The 14,835-nt window shown below is 46.6% G+C and carries 14 protein-coding genes and 2 tRNA genes; 9 read left to right on the plus strand and 7 right to left on the minus strand.

Going from position 1 to position 14,835, the window contains the following annotated elements; all coding sequences use genetic code 11:
* Positions 1–104 precede the first annotated feature (104 nt).
* From J3P40_RS09325 to J3P40_RS09335, 3 genes are all read right to left on the minus strand, one after another.
* Positions 105–189: transfer RNA gene (locus J3P40_RS09325), tRNA-Leu, on the minus strand.
* A gap of 51 nt (positions 190–240) precedes the next feature.
* Positions 241–313: transfer RNA gene (locus J3P40_RS09330), tRNA-Gly, on the minus strand.
* Between the two features lie 128 nt (positions 314–441).
* Positions 442–927 carry a regulatory protein RecX gene (locus J3P40_RS09335; RefSeq protein ID WP_256004873.1) on the minus strand — a complete coding sequence of 162 codons (486 nt, stop codon included), beginning with the start codon at positions 925–927 and terminating at the stop codon, positions 442–444.
* A 156-nt stretch (positions 928–1,083) separates the two neighbouring features.
* Between J3P40_RS09335 and J3P40_RS09340 the strand changes: the two genes are divergently transcribed.
* The 3 genes from J3P40_RS09340 to J3P40_RS09350 are packed head-to-tail and all read left to right on the plus strand — an operon-like array spanning position 1,084 to position 4,859.
* Positions 1,084–1,770, plus strand: coding sequence for a substrate-binding periplasmic protein (locus J3P40_RS09340; protein WP_256004874.1), 687 nt, complete (start codon positions 1,084–1,086; stop codon positions 1,768–1,770).
* A gap of 18 nt (positions 1,771–1,788) precedes the next feature.
* A complete protein-coding gene (locus J3P40_RS09345) occupies positions 1,789–4,248 on the plus strand; it encodes a bifunctional UDP-N-acetylmuramoyl-tripeptide:D-alanyl-D-alanine ligase/alanine racemase (protein ID WP_256004876.1) in 2,460 nt (819 codons plus the stop codon).
* A gap of 20 nt (positions 4,249–4,268) precedes the next feature.
* Positions 4,269–4,859, plus strand: coding sequence for a DUF502 domain-containing protein (locus J3P40_RS09350; protein ID WP_256004877.1), 591 nt, complete (start codon positions 4,269–4,271; stop codon positions 4,857–4,859).
* A 6-nt stretch (positions 4,860–4,865) separates the two neighbouring features.
* On the opposite strand, the gene J3P40_RS09355 is transcribed toward J3P40_RS09350, so the two are convergent.
* Together J3P40_RS09355 and J3P40_RS09360 are read right to left on the minus strand one after the other, a co-directional pair.
* Positions 4,866–5,573, minus strand: a complete 708-nt coding sequence (locus J3P40_RS09355; RefSeq protein WP_256004878.1) for an LOG family protein — start codon at positions 5,571–5,573, stop codon at positions 4,866–4,868.
* Positions 5,574–5,607: 34 nt separating this feature from the next.
* Positions 5,608–7,116 (minus strand): sodium:solute symporter, encoded by a 1,509-nt coding sequence (locus J3P40_RS09360; RefSeq protein WP_256004879.1) that lies wholly within the window; start codon positions 7,114–7,116, stop codon positions 5,608–5,610.
* A gap of 72 nt (positions 7,117–7,188) precedes the next feature.
* Here J3P40_RS09360 and recR point away from each other — a divergent pair, with 72 nt between their 5' ends.
* The 6 genes from recR to trpA all read left to right on the plus strand — a co-directional run bounded on the left by recR (position 7,189) and on the right by trpA (position 12,364).
* Complete coding sequence (gene recR, locus J3P40_RS09365; RefSeq protein WP_256004880.1) at positions 7,189–7,806, plus strand: recombination mediator RecR; 618 nt, start codon at positions 7,189–7,191, stop codon at positions 7,804–7,806.
* Between the two features lie 3 nt (positions 7,807–7,809).
* Positions 7,810–8,625 (plus strand): SDR family oxidoreductase, encoded by an 816-nt coding sequence (locus J3P40_RS09370; protein ID WP_256004881.1) that lies wholly within the window; start codon positions 7,810–7,812, stop codon positions 8,623–8,625.
* 178 nt (positions 8,626–8,803) lie between these two features.
* Positions 8,804–9,793 (plus strand): anthranilate phosphoribosyltransferase, encoded by a 990-nt coding sequence (gene trpD, locus J3P40_RS09375; protein ID WP_256004882.1) that lies wholly within the window; start codon positions 8,804–8,806, stop codon positions 9,791–9,793.
* A 5-nt stretch (positions 9,794–9,798) separates the two neighbouring features.
* A complete protein-coding gene (locus tag J3P40_RS09380) occupies positions 9,799–10,422 on the plus strand; it encodes a phosphoribosylanthranilate isomerase (protein ID WP_256004883.1) in 624 nt (207 codons plus the stop codon).
* The gene (gene trpB, locus J3P40_RS09385; protein ID WP_256004884.1) at positions 10,419–11,603 is read left to right on the plus strand and encodes a tryptophan synthase subunit beta; all 1,185 of its coding nucleotides are present in this window, start codon (positions 10,419–10,421) and stop codon (positions 11,601–11,603) included. The genes J3P40_RS09380 and trpB overlap by 4 nt, the downstream gene beginning before the upstream one ends.
* On the plus strand, positions 11,600–12,364 hold the full coding sequence (trpA, locus tag J3P40_RS09390; protein ID WP_256004885.1) for a tryptophan synthase subunit alpha: 765 nt from the start codon (positions 11,600–11,602) through the stop codon (positions 12,362–12,364). The genes trpB and trpA overlap by 4 nt, the downstream gene beginning before the upstream one ends.
* Here the strand turns inward: trpA and J3P40_RS09395 are convergent.
* Together J3P40_RS09395 and asnS are read right to left on the minus strand one after the other, a co-directional pair.
* Positions 12,357–12,977, minus strand: a complete 621-nt coding sequence (locus J3P40_RS09395) for an L-threonylcarbamoyladenylate synthase (RefSeq protein WP_256004886.1) — start codon at positions 12,975–12,977, stop codon at positions 12,357–12,359. The genes trpA and J3P40_RS09395 overlap by 8 nt on opposite strands.
* A gap of 50 nt (positions 12,978–13,027) precedes the next feature.
* On the minus strand, positions 13,028–14,476 hold the full coding sequence (gene asnS, locus J3P40_RS09400) for an asparagine--tRNA ligase (RefSeq protein WP_305120559.1): 1,449 nt from the start codon (positions 14,474–14,476) through the stop codon (positions 13,028–13,030).
* Positions 14,477–14,835: the final 359 nt, after the last annotated feature.

Genomic DNA, 14,835 nt, shown 5'->3' on the forward strand with positions numbered 1-14,835 from the left:
AAATTTCTTAATTTGCCATGTTCATAGAGATAACATAGCGGGAATAAAATACAAAAGTCCTTTTTCGACAAGAAAAAGGACTTTTAGATAAAAATCCTCGATTGTACTCGGAGCGGGAATCGAACCCGCACGCCTGTTGAGGGCACAGGATTTTAAGTCCTGCGTGTCTACCAGTTCCACCATCCGAGCAGGTGAAATACCTTTTAAAATTAAATGCCTTCAGAGTGTGAAGGCATTTAGAGCGAAAGACGAGATTCGAACTCGCGACCCCGACCTTGGCAAGGTCGTGCTCTACCAACTGAGCTACTTTCGCATTATGTTATTTTTGCATCCTCCGATGCTTCAAACGTTCCTGGTTATTACCGTTCGTCCCGTTTGGGAATGCAAATATAAACAGTTTTATATTGCTGTCAAGTTATTTTTTAGAAAAAATATATGCGTTTATGGTAAGTTATTGTTTTTCAGTACATCTAAAATTAAATCATTTTCAAAGCCCCGGCCGGCAAGGTAGTTTACCAGTCTAAATCTGCGTTTAAAGGGATCCTTTTCGCTTATTTGTGCGTTTTTTTTGTTGGCTGCTTCCAATATGATGGCCAGATATTCGTCCATATCAATTGCTTTCAGTGCATTTTGAATCATCTTATCCGGAACCCGCTTAATTTTCAGGCCTTGCTTAATTTTAATCTTCCCCCATTTCTTTATCCTGAGCTTGCCCGATACATAAGCTTGGGTAAAACGCTCCTCACTCAGGAAGTTGGTTTGAATCAGTTCAGAAATAAGTTCTTCCACTTCCGTCGGATACAGACCCCATTCGTATAATTTGTCGCGCACTTCCTGCTGAGAGCGTTCCTGGTAGGCACAATAATATTCCGCTTTCGCCAGGGCCGCCGTCTTACTTAGCTTAGGTTTCTTGTTTTCTTCTTCCATCTTAAGCAAAAGTATTCATTAAACCAATCGGTCGGTAAATGCATGTCAAAAAACCTTGAATTGGGTGTTTTTGCTTCATTTGATGCTCAAATGCTGTAAAAAATGCCTAAAATATATACTTTTGTTGCATCAAGGCCTTAAAAGTCTCGTATTATCATGGCGCAAAAAAAAATACTCAAGGTCGGATTAGATTCTGCAGCTCCTTTTCCGATGCATTCTGACTATAATTCAGAAAAATTTGAAGGTTTTGAGGTGGATTTGATGAAAGCCATAACAGAACAGCTCAACATTGAGGTAGTTTATGAAGTTTCGCTCTGGCAAACCATACTCGAAAAGCTGTTTAAGGGGGAACTTGACCTTATTTGTTCTGCGGTAACCGTTACTGAGTCGCGACTGCATATCCTTGAATTTACCAATCCATACCTGCACTTCCGTCTTTGTGCGGTGGTGAACCAGGAAGACGAAATAAGGAGTGTAAACGACCTGCGCAATAAAACCATCGGTATCCGGGAGGCCACTGAAGCGGAAAAATACGTACACACCAATTTTCCTTCCAACAATATGGTGCATGCGGAAACCAACAAAGAGCTTTACCGCAAGCTCCAGGCTGGTAAAATAGACTTACTTATCGACGATTCGCCTATAGCCGGTGGCTTTCTCCAGAAGAACAAACGTTTGAAGGTGGGTATGTATCTGCCCGAAACAGATTCACACTACGCCATCGCCATGCGCAAGGGTGACGTGCAACTGAAAGATGAGTTTAACGACGCGCTCAACCTGCTTCGGCAGAACGGGACTTACCAGGCCATCTACAAGAAGTGGTTTACGGATATACAGTTTTAAATTGCTAGTTTTGGCTTCATGAGCCATGCCCTTTATCGTATAAAACAGATTGCCCGCATTTTATCCCCAAGGTCATTTAATGAACGTTTTGATGCTGGAATAAGCAGACTTGTCATCGATAGCCGGAGTATCATCGATCCGGAAGAATCACTCTTTTTCGCTATCAAAGGTAAACGCGACGGTCATGAATTCATGCAGGATGCTTACAATGAGGGTATCCGGAATTTTGTAATAAGTGATGAACAATATTTGTCGGCCTTTGCCGACGCAAACGTATTGCTGGTAGCCGATACGCTGGAGGCCTTGCAGGCTCTGGGTAAATATAACAGGGCACAATATGACTTGGAGGTGCTGGCCATTACCGGCAGCAACGGCAAAACCATCGTAAAAGAATGGCTGTATCAGTTACTCGCGGCCGATTATACCATAGTACGCAGTCCCAAGAGTTTTAATTCTCAGATCGGTGTGCCGCTTTCGGTATGGCAAATAGGGACGGAGCATAACCTGGGCATATTTGAAGCAGGCATTTCAAAAGCGGGCGAAATGGACAGCCTTGCCGACATCATTGCGCCCACCATCGGCGTACTCACCAATATAGGTGAGGCACATGCCGAAGGCTTTTCCTCCAAAAGGGAAAAACTGCTCGAGAAGCTCAAGCTCTTTAGCAAATCTAAGGTTTTTATCTACTGCCCTGAACATATCGAAGACGTAAGCGAGGCCGAGCTGCCGGGCGAAAAGAAATTCTCCTGGAGCTATCGCCAGAAAGCGGACCTGGAAATTCTTTTTGTAGAACCTATTGAGGGGAGGACTTACGTACGTGGCCGCTACAAAGGCGTGGAGATTGAATGCCTGATCCCTTTTCGCGACAAAGCATCGCTGGAAAACGGGATCATCTGCTGGGCAACCTTGCTGGCGCTGGGGTACGATCCTAAAGAGGCCGACCTTCGCCTCGAGAAACTTGCGCTGGTGGGCATGCGACTTGAGCTGAAAACGGGTATCAACCATTGCTCTATTATCGACGACTCTTACAGTGCCGATGTGTCTTCTCTGGCCATCGCGCTCGATTTTCTGAATCTTCAGAACCAGCATTCCGTGCGTACGCTGATCCTGTCAGATCTCGTTGAGACGGGCAAGACTGACGAAGTGCTGTACCGCGAAATTGCCGCGTTGGTGAAGCAAAAGGAACTTAACCGGCTTATCGGCGTAGGGCCACATATCAGCGCGGCCAAAGAATTCTTTGACATGGAAGCTGTCTTCTTTGACAGTACGCAGGACTTGATCGATAACCTGCCTGCATTGCACTTCAACAATGAAACCATACTTGTAAAAGGCGCACGTAAGTTTGAATTTGAACGGATCAGTAAACTCCTGACTCAAAAGATACACGACACCGTTTTAGAGATCGACCTGAGCGCCCTGGCCAGCAACCTGCAGTTTTACCGCAACAAACTTAAACCCGGGGTTAAGGTAATGGCTATGGTTAAGGCTTTCTCTTATGGCAGCGGCAGTTTTGAAATTGCCAACCTCTTGCAGTACCATAAGGTCAATTATTTAGCTGTGGCTTATACCGATGAAGGCGTTTCGTTGCGAAAGGCAGGCATAACCATGCCCATTATGGTGATGAGTCCTGAGCCTTCAGGTTTTGAGGCGATTGTGAAAAACAAGCTTGAGCCGGAAATATACAATGCCGATGTTCTCAGGCAGTTCGCCGGTGCGCTGGAAGATCACATACGCGATTATCCGATCCACCTGAAGATGGATACGGGAATGCACCGGCTTGGTTTCGAGGAGCCCGATCTGCCGGAGCTCTTCGCCATACTTAAAGAAATACCCAAAGTCAAAGTTGTCTCCGTGTTTTCCCACCTGGTGGCGAGCGATGACGCTCAACATGACGAATTTACCGCACATCAGCTGGCGAGATTTACGGCAATGGCCGATCAGATCAGCAATGAATTAGGCTATGGTTTTATCCGGCATATCGCCAATACCTCTGGTGTGTCGCGGCATCCCGATGCGCAACTGGACATGGTGAGGCTGGGCATCGGTTTGTACGGATTTGACGCCGGCGTTCCGCATAATCGCGGACTGCAAACCGTGGCGGTATTAAAAACCACCATTACGCAATTGAAACACATCAAGCCCAACGAGACGGTAGGTTATAGCAGAAAGGGCGTGCTCAAAGATGGCGGTACAATCGCCACGGTGAAGATTGGTTATGCCGATGGCTACAGCCGCAGGTTTGGCAACGGGGTGGGGCGTATGCTGGTCAACAATAAGCTTGTACCAACGGTAGGGGTTATCTGTATGGATATGTGTATGCTCGACGTCACCGGTTTGGATGTAAAAACCGGCGATGAAGTCATTGTCTTCAATGGTACGCTAACCATTGCCGAACTTGCCAGACAAATTGATACCATCCCCTACGAAATACTCACCAATATCTCCCAAAGGGTTAAACGGGTGTATTTTTACGAGTAAATTTTGTCTAAGTTTGCAGTATGAACAGAATTGGCAGGGCGTTGCTTAACTACTTTATCAAAGGCCTCCTGATTGTATTACCGATAGCCATCAGTATTTTTATCGTTGTAGGCGCAGTTACAACAGTAGACAGCTGGTTGAACATCAATAATATTCTAGGTGTAGATCCGCAAACCGGGGAGAGCAGGAACATCCCTGGTCTGGGTTTGGCGCTAGTGATCTCACTCATCGTTCTTGCCGGTATATTCGTAACTTATTTTGTTACCGAACCCATGTACAACTGGTTCCAGAAGGCGCTCGACCGGCTTCCGGTTCTTAAATTCATCTATTCTTCCATAAAAGACCTTACCGAGGCTTTCGTTGGTGATGAAAAGAAGTTTAACAACCCAGTACTGGTTGAGGTAGAAGGCGATATGAAGCGCATTGGCTTTCTTACACAGTCAGACCTTAGCCGGATAGGCTTGCCTGGCGAATCTGTGGTCTATTTTCCGTTCTCCTATTCTTTTGCGGGCCAGGTGTACGTGGTAAAGCACGAGCGCATTAAGCCACTCAACATGAGCGCGGCAGATGCCATGAAACTCGTTGTCTCGGGCGGCGTTACGCAGCTTTAGATCCTCCTAGAAGTTCGGTTTAAGTACATACTTGTCGTAGAAGCGGAAAATATGTTCCGTGGCTTCTTCGGCCGTATCTACCAGTCTAAACAGGTTTAAATCTTCCTCGTGGATATTATGTTCCTTTTTGAGCATGGTGTTTTTAATCCAGTCGATGAGCCCGCCCCAGTAGTCTTTGCCTATCAGCACAATCGGAAAACGGGCAATCTTTTCGGTTTGTATCAAAGTGATCGCCTCAAAAAGTTCGTCCATCGTGCCCATACCGCCCGGCAGTACAATAAAGCCCTGCGAATATTTCATGAACATGACCTTCCTGACAAAAAAGTAGTCAAACTCCAGAAGCTTGTTATGGTCGATGTATTTGTTGTGAAACTGCTCAAAAGGCAGTTCGATGTTCAGGCCTACCGATTTGCCCCCGTTCATGTGAGCACCCTTATTTCCGGCTTCCATAATACCTGGTCCGCCCCCCGTAATCACCCCGTAGCCCCGCTCAGTAAGCAGCCGTCCGCATTCCACGGCAATTTCGTAATACGGATTGGTTTCCGCTGTTCGCGCAGATCCAAAAATCGAGACACACGGACCAATCTTTGCCAGCTTCTCGAAGCCATCCACGAACTCGGCCATAACTTTAAAGATCTGCCAGGAATCGGTTACTTTAATTTCCTGCCAGTCCTTATTTTCGAAAGCACTTCTTATTTTCTCTTCACTCGTCATCTGTATCTTTGATTGTTTTAAAAGCTCATCCTATCTAAAATTTAGTTTGCTGCGTCGTTTTATGGCTGATCAGCAATAGTCCCGCGAAGGTGATCAGCCCGTTTACCAGGATCAGTTCAACACTAAATTTATACCCGCCCAGCAGGCTGGCCGAATGATCGTTCAGCACATAGCACAGGGCGGGCGACAACAGGCAGATCAGCGGCACAAGTTTGTCATTCACCCCTCGGTTTCTCACAAACAAGCCAAAACTGTAAAGCCCCAGAAGTGGTCCGTAAGTATACGATGCCACACGGAAAATTCCGGCTACTACCGACTGATCGTTAATCGAGTTGAACACAATAATCACCAGGAACATCAGCAGCGAAAATACAACATGCACCACGTGTCTTTTGTTTACGGCCGATTTTGAGTTTACATCTTTAGCCTTATCCATATTCAGGAAGTCTACACAAAACGAGGTAGTCAGTGCCGTTAGTGCCGAATCAGTCGTCGCAAAAGTCGCCGCCGTCAAACCAAGCATAAAGATAATAGCGGGCACCATGGTCAGATGATTCAGGGCAATCTCCGGGAACAGGAAGTCTGTGCGCGGCTTGCCGGTTACATGGTCAAGCGGGATCTCAATGCCGTTTTTAGCCGCATATACATAAAGCAATGCCCCTACGCTCAGGAAAAAAATGTTGAGGACCACAAATATCCCTGTGAAAGTGAACATATTCTTCTGCGCTTCCTTGATGGTAGCCATACTCAGGTTTTTCTGCATCAGATCCTGATCGAGCCCGGTCATAGCGATGGTAACAAATACCCCGCCGATAAAGGCTTTGCTGAAGTGGAAGCCGCTGGTGCTGAAGTCCTCAAAAAAGAAAATCTTCGAATAACCGCTGTTTTTTATCGTCTCGAACGCTTCAGGTACGCTGAGCCCCAGACTGCTGCAAATGAAATAGATGGTCAGGAATACCGAGGTGACCAGAAAGAAGGTCTGCAGCGTATCCGTGACAATTATGGTTTTAAGGCCGCCTTTAAAGGTGTACGACCAGATCAGGAGCAGGGAGATCAGCACAGTCACCCAAAAAGGTATACCATAGCTGTCAAATATAAATCGCTGAAGCACAATAACCACCAGGTACAGGCGAAAAGCCGATCCGATGGTACGGCTCACCAGGAAAATAAATGCGGCAGATTTATAACTGTAAAAGCCAAGGCGCTGCTCAATGTAGCCGTAAATCGACGTGAGCCGCATCCGGTAATAGAGCGGTAGTAGTACGGTCGCGATGATGATGAAACCGACAGCATTGCCCAGTATAAACTGGAAATACTGGAACTGATTCCCCGCCGGTGCACCCACTTCGCCGGGAACGGAAATAAAGGTTACGCCAGAGAGCGCTGTACCAATCATACCAAAGGCTACCAGGTACCATTTAGAGTTCCTGTTGGCAATAAAAAAAGCCGCATTGTCCGACGACTTTTTTGATGTCACAAACGCGACCACAATGAGCAGCAGGAAATAGCCGATTAAGAAAGAAAGGAGAATAGCTGGACTCATAATACCTCTGGTTGAGCGCTAAATGTAATAAAAAGCTGTTTTACTTGAGTAGTTTTTCCCTAAGTTTGTGGTATGAACTTTTCTTCAAAGCTGCTCGAAGACACCGTAGCTGAATTTGCCAAACTTCCTGGGGTCGGACAAAAAACTGCATTGCGGCTGGTGCTGCATTTGCTGGGCCGCGAACAGGAAGAAGTGATGCGGTTTGGCAACTCGATCATTAAGCTGAAGAACGAAATTAAGAACTGCAGTGTCTGTCATAACATAGCTGATCAGCAGGTTTGTGAGATCTGTGCCTCAGCAAAGCGCGATAAGGAGATCATTTGCGTGGTGGAAGATACGCGTGATGTGATGGCTATTGAAAATACCGCTCAGTACTTTGGTGTTTACCACGTGCTTGGTGGGTTAATATCGCCGATGGACGGGATCGGTCCCTCAGATCTGTATATCGACAGTCTGGTGCAGCGGGTTGCCACCACGCAGGTAAAGGAGGTCATTCTGGCACTGAGCGCCACCATGGAGGGTGATACGACATTATTTTACCTCTATAAACGTCTCAAAGATTTTCAGATACCGATCACGACCATTGCACGCGGCATTGCCTTTGGGGGTGAACTGGAGTATGCCGATGAAATCACCCTTGGAAGGTCCATTATAACCAGAGTTCCTTACGAAAACTCAATCATAAAATAGCACATGAATTTCAGAGATAAAGTCGTTGTCATTACCGGCGCTTCCTCGGGCATCGGGAAAGCTTGTGCCGAGGAGTTTGCCAGGCGGGGAGCCAACCTCGTGCTTGCTGCACGGCAATATGTCACCTTATGTGAAATTACTGCTCAACTGCAAAAGGCATACGACATCAAGGCGCTGGCAGTACAGGCCGATGTGAGTCGCGAGGAAGACTGCCGTGCGGTTATCGCGCAGGCTATAGATACCTTTGGGGGCGTCGATATTCTGCTGAATAATGCGGGCTTATCCATGCGGGCCTTGTTTAACGAGACCGACCTCTCCGTGCTCAAAAACCTGATGGATGTGAACTTCTGGGGAACGGTATACTGCACAAAATATGCCCTGCCAGAATTGCTGAAGAGCAAGGGGACCGTAGTGGGGGTTTCTTCCATAGCGGGCTATAGGGGCTTGCCCGGGCGGACGGGATATTCTGCTTCTAAGTTTGCCATGAATGGATTTATGGAATCGCTGCGGACGGAATTACTGCACAGCGGAGTACATGTCATGGTGGCTTGCCCGGGGTTTACGGCTTCTAACATTCGTGTAGCAGCACTTGCTAAAGATGGTGCGGCACACGGGGAAACCAGTATGGAAGAAGAAAAAATGATGAGTGCCGAAGAAGTCGCCCACCGGATTGCCGAGGGGATAGCTGCGCGGAAACGCACCCTGGTCATGACCCGTCAGGGCAAATTAACGGTATGGCTTAATAAACTGTTGCCCGGTGTGGCCGATGGATTGGTATTTAAGCATTTCACAAAAGAGAAGAATGCACTGATCAAATAATAGTTTGTAAAAAATTTTGGCTTTTAACAAAACAAACCCATCTTTGCGATAGATGATTACAACAAACGGACATAACATTTGGTGGTGGCACAACGCAAAAGCGTAGTGTGACCCGATATTGTTCGTTTTATTTTATATAAAAAAATTGGAGGGTTGCTATAAGGCAACCTTTTTTGTTATGAAGAAAATTCTAAATCACTTATTCGAGAACAAGACTTTCAGTCGCCCGGAAGCCCAGAAAATACTGACTTCGATAGCCTTAGGGGAGTTTAACAACTCGCAGATCGCGGCCTTCATCACAGCCTACGGTATGCGAAATATCACGGTGGCCGAACTTCAGGGTTTCCGCGATGCGATGCTCGATCTGTGCGTTAAAGTAGATTTATCTGATTTTGAGCTGGTCGACCTCTGCGGTACCGGAGGCGATGGAAAAGATACTTTTAATATTTCTACCCTCGCATCTTTTGTGGTTGCCGGCACAGGAAATAAAGTGGCCAAGCATGGTAACTATGGCGTATCATCCGGATGTGGCTCCTCTAACGTTATGGAATACCTGGGCTATACCTTTACCGAAGATCAGGATAGCCTTAGGAGGAGTCTGGACAAAGCAGGTATTTGTTTTCTGCATGCACCGCTTTTTAATCCGGCCATGAAGATCGTTGCGCCGATCAGACGCGAATTGGGGGTAAAGACCTTCTTTAATATGCTGGGACCAATGGTCAACCCCGCCCAGCCAAAAAACCAGATCGTGGGTGTATTCAGCCTGGAGCTGGCACGACTGTACGCCTACCTGTATCAGGAAACAGATAAGAATTATACCATCCTGCATGCGGTTGATGGTTTTGACGAGGTGTCTATGACCTGCGATGTGAAGGTTTTCAGCAAAGCAGGCGAGGCCCTGGTGCGGATCGCTGACCTGGGTTTTGAGGAAATCAGCGAAGGGCAGATCAAAGGCGGGGATACGGTAGAATCTTCAGCCAGGATATTCATGGATGTCTTAAACGGTGAAGGTACCGATGCACAGCAAAATGTCGTTTTATGTAATGCCGCGCTGGCCTTGCAAACGATCCACGGTAATAAGTCATTTGCCGACTGCTTTTACGAGGCCGAAGAGTCCCTTTTAAGTAAACGCGCGTTGAACAGTTTTAAAGCACTTATTGCAAATTGAGCAAAATGAAACTAAAAGTATGCGGCATGCGCGAGCCGGAAAATATCGGCAAGCTGGCAGAACTTCAGCCCGAGTATATGGGTTTCATATTTTATACCGGTTCGAAGCGCTATGCCGGAGAAATCTCTGCTGAGATTGTCAGGTCGCTACCTCCAGCTATAAAAAAGACGGGCGTGTTTGTCGACGAAAAAGGTATCCGTGTGTCGGAAATTGAAGATGAATATGAACTCGACGCCATCCAGTTACATGGGTCTGAAACACCGGAGTACTGCAAGGCGCTCAGGACAATCATCCCGGCCCGCACCGAACTCATCAAGGCTTTCGGAATAGACGAGCATTTTGATTTCAGTGTGCTGGATGATTATGCAGATGCGGTCGATTATTTCCTGTTTGACACGCAGACGGCCGGTCACGGCGGATCTGGCAAACGTTTTGACTGGAAGCTGCTTGAGGGTTATAAACTTGATAAACCTTTTTTCCTGAGCGGGGGTATCGGCCCCGAGAGTCTGGAGGAGCTCCAACAGGTAAGCGATCCGCGCTGTTATGCCATCGATGTAAACAGCCGCTTTGAGCTTAGTCCCGGGTTAAAAGATATAGAACAACTTAAAGCATTTAAAATACGATTATGAGCTATTTTGTGAACGAAAAAGGGTATTACGGAGATTTTGGTGGTGCCTACATCCCTGAAATGCTTTATCCGAATGTGGAGGAGCTTCGCCAGAATTATCTGAATATCATCAATGATGCAGATTTCCAGCGGGAGTTTCAGCAACTGCTGAGAGACTATGTAGGCAGGCCTTCGCCGCTGTACCTGGCCAAACGCTTGTCGGAGAAGTACAATGCGAATATCTTTCTTAAACGGGAGGACTTAAACCACACGGGTGCGCATAAAATCAACAACACCATAGGGCAGATCCTGTTGGCTGAGCGACTGGGCAAGAAACGCATCATTGCAGAGACAGGCGCTGGTCAGCACGGAGTGGCAACCGCTACGGTCTGTGCGCTGCGGGGCCTGGAATGTGTGGTGTATATGGGCGAAGTCGACATTAAGCGCCAGGCGCCCAATGTTGCGCGCATGAAAATGCTGGGAGCGAAGGTTGTTCCCGCAACATCGGGTAGCAAAACGCTAAAAGATGCGACAAACGAGGCCATGCGCGACTGGATCAATAATCCGGTAGATACGCATTATATTATCGGATCCGTAGTCGGACCGCACCCTTATCCGGATATGGTAGCCTTGTTTCAATCTATTATATCTGAAGAGACAAAAAAACAGCTTCTGGAGCACACAGGCAGCGATCAGCCTGATTATGTATTGGCTTGCGTTGGCGGCGGCAGCAATGCGCTGGGTATGTTCTACCACTTTATAAACGACGAAAATGTAAAGCTCATCGCGGTAGAGGCAGCAGGCAAGGGGGTCGACAGCGGCTTTTCTGCAGCTACCACTACGTTGGGTAAAGAAGGGGTACTGCATGGAAGCCGCAGTATTTTGATGCAGACGCACGACGGACAGGTGGTAGAGCCGCATTCCGTTTCTGCGGGGCTTGACTATCCGGGAATTGGTCCACAGCACGCGCATCTATTCAAGACAGGCCGGGGCAAGTATGTGTCTATTACCGACGATGAGGCGCTTCAGGCAGGCCTGCTGCTTACCAAGATGGAAGGCATCATTCCAGCAATCGAGAGCTCACACGCTTTGGCATACCTCGAAAAGATGGAATTTACAGGAAAAGAGAATGTTGTGATATGTCTGTCGGGCCGCGGCGATAAAGACATGGACACTTATATGAAATATTTTAACTTGATATGAACAGAATAAAAGCGCTTTTTGAAACCAAAAAAGACATCCTTTCTATATATTATACAGCTGGTTACCCCGGTCTAGGCGATACGCTTACCATTGCCGAAGAACTCGAAAAATCGGGCGCAGATCTGCTTGAAATAGGTTTTCCTTATTCAGATCCTGTAGCCGATGGTCCTACCATACAGGCAAGCAGCAAGGTGGCGCTTGATAATGGTATGGACTTACGCAGACTGTTCGAACAGCTGAAAGATCTGCGTCAGCGTGTATCCATTCCCGTGCTACTCATGGGCTACGTAAACCCGATGCTGCAGTATGGCGTCGAAAACTTTTGTGCCTCATGTAAAGAAGTCGGTGTAGATGGCTGTATCGTGCCCGATCTGCCTATGGCCGAGTATGAAGAACTATATGCGCCGGTGTTTGAGAAGAACGACCTATGTAATATCTTCCTGATTACGCCGCAGACTTCTGAAGAGCGGATTCGTAAAATTGACGGATTGAGTAAAGGATTTATTTACCTGCTGTCGTCGTCTGCCACTACCGGACAAAACCTGGAAGTTTCAGAGGCAACGGAAGCTTATTTTTCCAGAATAAAGGCCATGAACCTGCAAAATCCGCTCATGATCGGTTTCGGGATCAGCAATAAACATACTTTCGCAAAGGCCTGTAGTTATGCCAGCGGCGCAATCATTGGCAGTGCATTTGTAAAGGCGCTTGATCACAACAATGTACGAGGAAGCGTAAGGGAATTTATGAAAGCGTTCAAATAAAGGCTTCTAGATCCCCTTTACCTTCACGGATGATCTCGAAGTCGCCCTCTGTGCAATCAACCACCGTAGAAGCCTGATTGCCGCCATAGCCGCCGTCTATGACCATATCAACGCGCTCTTCATATTTTTCATGAATCAGTTCGGGGTCGGTCGAATACTCGATCACCTCGTCTTCATCGTGAATGGAGGTGGAGAGGATCGGGTTTCCCAGCTGACGCACGATTTCCCGGGCGATCTCATTGTCGGGCACACGGATACCAACTGTTTTTTTGTTAGAACTCAGTAGTTTAGGAACGTTGTTGTTGGCGTTCAAAATGAACGTAAAAGGCCCCGGAAGCGCTTTCTTCAGCAGCCGGAATACCGTCGTATCGATCGGTTTGATATAATCAGAGATATGGCTCAGGTCGGAGCAGATAAACGAGAAGTTTGCCTTCTCAGGTTTGATTCCCCTGATCCGGCAAATCTTTTCTATAGCCCTTTGATTCGTAATGTCGCAGCCCAGTCCGTACACTGTGTCGGTAGGATAGATAATGATACCGCCCTTGCGGAGTACCTCCACCACCTGTGCTATAGCCTTAGGATTCGGATTTTCGGGATATATCTTAATCAGCATAGTAAGTTCAGTGCAAATCCCGTTCCCAAAACCCGCTTTCTACACCGCGTTTAAAACTCCGCATTCTTCGGGAACCTTGGGAAGGCGATTACATCACGGATGTTTGTCATACCAGTCACAAACAGCACCAAACGCTCAAAGCCTAATCCGAAGCCCGAGTGCGGTGCGCTGCCAAACCGGCGTGTATCCAGGAACCACCACATTTCTTCCTGAGGGATGTTCATGTCTTCCATACGTTTTGTAAGCTTATCGAGACGTTCCTCACGCTGCGAACCACCTACTATTTCGCCGATACCCGGGAAAAGGATATCCATAGCCGCTACCGTTTGTCTGCCCTGCTCATCCGGTTCATTCTGGCGCATGTAGAACGATTTGATGTCGGCCGGGTAGTCTGTAAGAATAACGGGTTTTTTAAAATGCTTTTCAACCAGGTAACGCTCGTGCTCCGACTGCAGGTCGGCTCCCCATTCATCAATAAGATATTTAAACTGCTTCTTTTGATTCGGTTTTGACGCTTTAAGGATACGGATAGCTTCCGTGTAAGTCAGACGCTCGAAATCATTGCTCAAACAGAAATTCAGCTTTTCGAGTAAAGACAGTTCGTTCCGTTCATTTTGAGGTTTCGATTTTTCCTCTTCAAGCAAACGGTTGTTCAAAAACTCCAGTTCTTCCTTGCAGTTTTTAACCGCATAGTCGATCACATACTTAAGCATGTCCTCGGCCAACTGCATATTGTCTTCCAGATCAGCAAAAGCCACTTCAGGCTCTACCATCCAGAATTCAGCAAGGTGTCGGGTAGTATTGGAATTCTCCGCCCTGAAGGTAGGACCAAACGTATATATCTGGCCAAATGCCATGGCCGCAAGTTCACCTTCCAGCTGTCCTGATACGGTCAGGTTGGCCGATCTGGCGAAGAAATCTTCCGAATAATCGATTTTCCCTTCGGCGGTCTTAGGTAAATTGTCCAGATCAAGCGTAGTTACCCTAAACATTTCACCCGCACCCTCCGCATCTGAAGCAGTGATGATCGGTGTATGCATGTAAACAAAGCCACGCTCATGATAAAACTGATGAATGGCAAAAGCCAGCGCGTGCCTTACTTTAAAAACCGCATTGAACGTATTGGTGCGGAAGCGGAGGTGCGCAATCTCACGTAAAAACTCCAGGCTGTGTTTTTTCGGCTGGAGTGGAAACTTTTCCGGGTCACTATCACCCAAAATTTCCAGCGTCTTTGCCTTGATCTCCACTTTTTGACCCTTGCCGAGCGACTCAACCAATGTTCCGGTTACTGCAATGGCCGCACCGGTCGTTATGCGCTTCAATATATTTTCTGGTGTATTATTAAAATCAACAACGATCTGGATGTTTCCCATGCAGGAGCCATCATTTAAAGCAATAAACTGATTGTTGCGAAAAGTACGCACCCAACCCATAACTGTTACATCGCGGTTAAACTCGCTTGTTTCAAGCAGAACCTTAATCTTTTCTCTTTTGATCATGATTTTATTTTGGAGAGCGTCAAAATTAATGAATTACTTGTTAAATAACAGAGGAAATTTGACTGTGGCGATTGCAGGTTATTTTGGAGTAATATTCCGGATTTACCCAAATTTTTAGAGATTGTTGGTAATAAATATCGTATAACGTTACTGTTTAAGTAGCAATTCCAGCATATGCTACTCATTATGTTGGTTATAATCCGAAAAATATGCCAATAATTGTGATTTTATGTAACGTAAATCTAAAATTTTAATCTGTTTATGTTGTTTTTGCTGGTTTTTTACATGCATAGTGATCTTATTTTTGATGTTTTTCGCTAAATCACTTATTTTTTTAAAAAATTTAGTGCAATTTGTTT

Origin of the sequence: Pedobacter deserti (assembly GCF_024436415.1) — a bacterium.
In the GTDB taxonomy this organism is placed as follows: domain Bacteria; phylum Bacteroidota; class Bacteroidia; order Sphingobacteriales; family Sphingobacteriaceae; genus Pedobacter; species Pedobacter faecalis.

Excerpts from the sequence above, each read along its gene's own strand:
- J3P40_RS09335 (WP_256004873.1), bottom strand. The coding sequence starts at position 927 with ATGGAAGAAGAAAACAAGAAACCTAAGCTAAGTAAGACGGCGGCCCTG.
- J3P40_RS09340 (WP_256004874.1), top strand. The coding sequence starts at position 1,084 with ATGGCGCAAAAAAAAATACTCAAGGTCGGATTAGATTCTGCAGCTCCT.
- J3P40_RS09345 (WP_256004876.1), top strand. The coding sequence starts at position 1,789 with ATGAGCCATGCCCTTTATCGTATAAAACAGATTGCCCGCATTTTATCC.
- J3P40_RS09350 (WP_256004877.1), top strand. The coding sequence starts at position 4,269 with ATGAACAGAATTGGCAGGGCGTTGCTTAACTACTTTATCAAAGGCCTC.
- J3P40_RS09355 (WP_256004878.1), bottom strand. The coding sequence starts at position 5,573 with ATGACGAGTGAAGAGAAAATAAGAAGTGCTTTCGAAAATAAGGACTGG.
- J3P40_RS09360 (WP_256004879.1), bottom strand. The coding sequence starts at position 7,116 with ATGAGTCCAGCTATTCTCCTTTCTTTCTTAATCGGCTATTTCCTGCTG.
- recR (WP_256004880.1), top strand. The coding sequence starts at position 7,189 with ATGAACTTTTCTTCAAAGCTGCTCGAAGACACCGTAGCTGAATTTGCC.
- J3P40_RS09370 (WP_256004881.1), top strand. The coding sequence starts at position 7,810 with ATGAATTTCAGAGATAAAGTCGTTGTCATTACCGGCGCTTCCTCGGGC.
- trpD (WP_256004882.1), top strand. The coding sequence starts at position 8,804 with ATGAAGAAAATTCTAAATCACTTATTCGAGAACAAGACTTTCAGTCGC.
- J3P40_RS09380 (WP_256004883.1), top strand. The coding sequence starts at position 9,799 with ATGAAACTAAAAGTATGCGGCATGCGCGAGCCGGAAAATATCGGCAAG.
- trpB (WP_256004884.1), top strand. The coding sequence starts at position 10,419 with ATGAGCTATTTTGTGAACGAAAAAGGGTATTACGGAGATTTTGGTGGT.
- trpA (WP_256004885.1), top strand. The coding sequence starts at position 11,600 with ATGAACAGAATAAAAGCGCTTTTTGAAACCAAAAAAGACATCCTTTCT.
- J3P40_RS09395 (WP_256004886.1), bottom strand. The coding sequence starts at position 12,977 with ATGCTGATTAAGATATATCCCGAAAATCCGAATCCTAAGGCTATAGCA.
- asnS (WP_305120559.1), bottom strand. The coding sequence starts at position 14,476 with ATGATCAAAAGAGAAAAGATTAAGGTTCTGCTTGAAACAAGCGAGTTT.